Origin of the sequence: Saccharothrix longispora, from assembly GCF_030852425.1 — a bacterium.
GTDB lineage: Bacteria > Actinomycetota > Actinomycetes > Mycobacteriales > Pseudonocardiaceae > Actinosynnema > Actinosynnema longispora.
The window spans coordinates 1-4,631 of sequence record NZ_NSDM01000039.1; the positions used below are offsets into that span (position 1 = coordinate 1).

The 4,631-nt window shown below is 77.4% G+C and carries 1 protein-coding gene; it reads right to left on the bottom strand.

What is annotated here, in order from left to right; translation table 11 throughout:
• Positions 1–4,631: SDR family NAD(P)-dependent oxidoreductase (locus CKY47_RS36685; protein ID WP_306750987.1), on the bottom strand; the 4,631-nt coding region annotated here is incomplete at both ends.

Below are 4,631 nucleotides of genomic sequence, written 5' to 3' on the forward strand. Positions count from 1 at the left end.
CCCCACAACGGGTCCACCACCGCCGCCACCTCGTCCAGGGCCTCCGCGAACACCGGGAAACGGGACGCCAACCCCACACCCATGCCCGGCCGCTGCGCACCCTGCCCCGAGAACAGGAAGGCGACCTTCGCCACCCCGCGCACCGACGTGACCGGCGCGTCGCCGGACACCAGCGCGGCCAGCCCCTCCGGCCCCCACACGGCCGCGCGGTGCTCGAACCGGCTGCGCGTGGTGGCCAGCGACCAGCCCACGTCGACCGGGTCCAGCTCCGGCCGGGCGGCCAGGTGGTCCGCCAGCCTGGCCGCCTGCTCGCGCACCGCCTCCGGCGTCACCGCGGAGATCGTCCAGAGCGCCGCCCGCGCGCCCTCCCGGACGGGGGTCGGGGCGGGCGGTTCCGCCTGCTCCAGCACGACGTGCGCGTTGGTGCCGCTGATGCCGAACGACGACACGCCGGCCCGGCGGGGGCTGCCCGTCTCCGGCCACCCCACGGCGTGGGCGACCGGTTCCACCGCGCCCGCCGACCAGTCCACGTGCGACGACGGTTCGCCCAGGTGGAGGGTGCGGGGCACGACGCCGTGCCGCATCGCCTCGACCACCTTGATGATCCCGGCGACACCGGCGGCGGCCTGCGCGTGCCCGATGTTCGACTTGACCGACCCCAGCAGCAGCGGGCGCTCCCGCTCCTGGCCGTAGGTCGCGATGACGGCCTGCGCCTCGATCGGGTCGCCCAGCGTCGTGCCGGTGCCGTGCGCCTCCACGAAGTCCACATCGGACGGACGCAGCCCCGCACCGGCCAGCGCGGCGCGGATCACCCGCTGCTGCGACGGGCCGTTCGGCGCGGTCAGGCCGTTCGACGCGCCGTCCTGGTTCACGGCGGAACCACGCACCACCGCGAGCACGTCGTGGCCGTTGCGCCGCGCGTCGGACAGCCGTTCCAGCAGCACGACGCCGACGCCCTCGCCCCAGCCCACGCCGTCGGCGCTGTCGGAGAACGACTTGCACCGCCCGTCGGGCGCGAGGCCCTGCTGGCGGGAGAACTCCACGAACGTGCCGGGCGTCGACATCACGGTCACCCCGCCCGCGAGCGCCAGCGAGCACTCGCCCGACCGCAGCGCCTGCGCCGCGAGGTGCAGCGCCACCAGCGACGACGAGCACGCCGTGTCCACCGTGACGGCGGGACCGACCAGGCCCATCGTGTAGGCGACGCGGCCGGTGGCGATGCTGCCGGAGCTGCCGTTGCCGGCCATGCCCCCGAAGTCGCCGTCCGCACCGCTCAGCGCGGCCAGGTAGTCGTTGTACATCACGCCCGCGAACACGCCCGTGCTGCTGCCGCGCAACGAGACCGGGTCGATGCCCGCCCGCTCCACGGCCTCCCACGACACCTCCAGCAGCAACCGCTGCTGGGCGTCGGTGGCCAGCGCCTCGCGCGGGGACATGCCGAAGAACCCCGGGTCGAACTCGGCGGCGTCGTGCAGGAACCCGCCGTGCCGGGTGGTCGAGGCGCCCGCGCCGTCACCGGCCAGGGCGTCGAGGTCCCAGCCGCGGTCGGTGGGGAACCCGCTCACCGCGTCCACGCCGTCGGCCACGAGCCGCCACAGGTCCTCGGGCGACCGCACGCCGCCCGGGTAGCGGCAGGCCATGCCGACGATCACGACCGGGTCGTCGTCCGCCGCCCGCGCGGCCGGGATCAGGTCCGCCGGGGCGTCCGCGCCGAGCAGTTCGTCCAGCAGGTGCCCGGCCAGCGCGCCGGCGGTCGGGTAGTCGAACACGAGCGTGCCCGCCAGGCGCAGGCCGGTGACCGCGCCGAGGCGGTTGCGCAGGTCCAGCGCGGTGAGCGAGTCGAAGCCCAGGTCGCTGAACGCGCGGGTCGGGTCGATCAGCTCCGCGCCCGCGTGGCCGAGGACGAGCGCCGCCTGGGCGCGCACGAGGTCGCTGACGACCTCCACGCGCTCGGCGGGCGCGAGGCCGGCGAGGCGGCGGGTGAGGTCCACCGCGCCGGCGGAGGCCGCGCCGGTCCGGCCGGTGCGCACCAGGCCGCGCAGCAGCGGCGGCACCACGCCCGACGCGCGCACCGCGGCCGGGTCCAGCCGCACGGGGACGACGGCCCCGCGACCGGCCCCGACCGAGGCGTCGAGCAGCGCCAAGCCCTCGTCGGGGGTCAGCGCGGGCAGGCCGGCGCGGGCCATCCTGGTCAGGTCGGCCTCGTCGAGCGCGCCCGCCATGCCGGCCGGCAGCGCCCACGCGCCCCAGGCCAGCGACACCGCGCCCCGGTGGACGGACGGGAGGGCGTCGAGGAACGCGTTGGCCGCCGCGTAGTTGGCCTGGCCGGCCGCGCCGAACACCCCGCCGGCCGAGGAGAACAGCACCAGGGGCGTGTCGGGCAGCAGCTCGTGCAGGTGCCACGCCGCGTCCACCTTCGGCCGCAGCACGGCCGCGAGGTCGTCGGGCGTGAGGGACGCGAGCACACCGTCCGCGAGCACGCCGGCGGCGTGCACGACGACGTCCGGCCGGTGCTCGGCCAGCACGCGGGCCAGGTCGGCGCGGTCGGTGACGTCGCACGCCACCACGGCCGTGTCCGCGTCGCCCAGGTCGGCGACCAGTTCGGCGACGCCGGGCGCGGCCGGTCCACGCCGGCCGACCAGCACGAGGTCCCGCACGCCGTGCGCGGTGACGAGGTGCCGGGCGACGACGCCGCCCAGCCCGCCCGTGCCGCCGGTGATCAGCACGCGCCCGCCCCACCCGGCCGGCTCGGCGGCCGGCACCCGTGCCAGGCGCGGCGCGAGCACGCGGCCGGCGCGCACGGCGACCTGTGGTTCGACGCCGTGCGGCCGGGCGTCGGGGTCGCCGTCGACCAGCAGGAACCGGTCGGGCTGCTCGGACTGGGCGCTGCGCACCAGTCCCCACGCGGCGGCGGCGGCCAGGTCGGTCACCGGGTCGTCCGGGCCGGTGGACACCGCGCCGCGCGTGGCGACCGCGAGCCGCGGTCCGTCGGCGGGCCAGTCGCGCAGGGCGGCCAGCACCTCGGCGGTGAGCCGGTGCGTGGCGGTCACCGGGTCCTCGCCCGGTTCGGACGCCACGCGCAGCACGACCGCGTCGGCGTCGACGTCGGCGTCGACGGGAACCTCGGTCCACTCGACCGCGTACAGCGGGGCCCTGGTCGTGCCGAGGTCGGCCGGGACGGGGCGCAGCACGAGCCGGTCGACGTCCAGCACCGGACCGCCGTCGGCGTCCACGACGGACAGCGCCACCGCCGACGGGCCGGCGGGCGTGATGCGGGCGCGCAGCGCCGTCGCGCCGGTCGCGTGCAGGGTGACGCCGGACCAGGAGAACGGCAGGCCCGCGTCGGTGGAGCCGACCAGGCCGGCGGCGTGCAGGCAGGCGTCGAGCAGAGCGGGGTGCACGCCGAAGCCGGTCGGGTCGCCGGTGAAGCCGACCTCGGCGACCACCTCGTCGCCGTGCCGCCGCACGGCGCGCAGGCCCTGGAACAGCGGACCGTACTCGAAGCCGTCGGTGGCGAACCGCTCGTAGACGCCGTCGACCGGGACGTCCTCGCCACCGGTGGGCCACGCGCCGCCGGGAGCGGCGCGACGGGTGTCGAGCAGGCCGGTCGCGTGCCGCACCCACGGCTGGTCGCCCGACTCGCCGCGCCCGTACACGCCGATCGGTCGGGCCCCGCCCGCACCGGGCGCGCCGACGACGACGTGCACCTGCACGCCGCCCTGCTCGGGCAGCACCAGCGGCGCTTCGAGGGTCAGTTCGGCGACACCGGGGCAGCCGGTGCGCGAGCCGGCGTGCAGGGCGAGGTCGAGCAGCGCGGTGCCGGGGACGGGGACGACTCCGGCCACGACGTGCTCGGCCAGCCACGGGTGGGTCTGCCTGGACAGCCTCGTGGTGAACAGGTGGCCGTCGGTGTCGGGCAGGTCGGTCGCGCCGTCGAGCAGCGGGTGGCCGGCGTCGGCCAGGCCGATCGCGGTGGGCGAGCCGGTGCGCCGAGCGGGGCCGGGCCAGAACCAGGTGTGCTGGAACGGGTAGGTGGGCAGGTCGACCCGCCGACCGGCGGCGTGCGGGGCGGCGCGGTCGACGGGCACGCCGTGGACGTGCAGGCGGGCCAGCGCGGTGATCGCCGCGCGTTCCTCGTCCTGGTCGCGGCGCAGCACCGGCACCACGAGCCCGTCACCCGCGCCGCCCTCGGCGAGGCCGGACAGGGACCCGTCCGGCCCGACCTCCACGAACGCGGTCACGCCCTCGTCGGCGAGCGCCCGTACGGCGTCGGCGAACCGCACCGGCTCGACGACCTGCTCCACCCAGTAGTCGGCGTTGCCCAGGTCCGTCACCGCGCCGGTCACCGTCGAGACGACCGGGATGGTGGGCGCGCCGAACGCGACCCCGTCGAAGGCACGCCGGAACCCGTCCCGCACCGGGGCCATGAGCGGCGAGTGGAAGGCGTGCGACACGGACAACCTGCGCGTCCGGTGCCCGCGTTCGGCCAACTCCGACGCGGCGGCCAGCACCGCCGTCTCCTCGCCGGACAGCACCACCGCGCGCGGGCTGTTCACCGCGGCGAGGGCGACGGCGTCACCCAGGTACGGCGCGACCTCGTCCTCCGACGCCTCGACGGCCACCATCGCCCC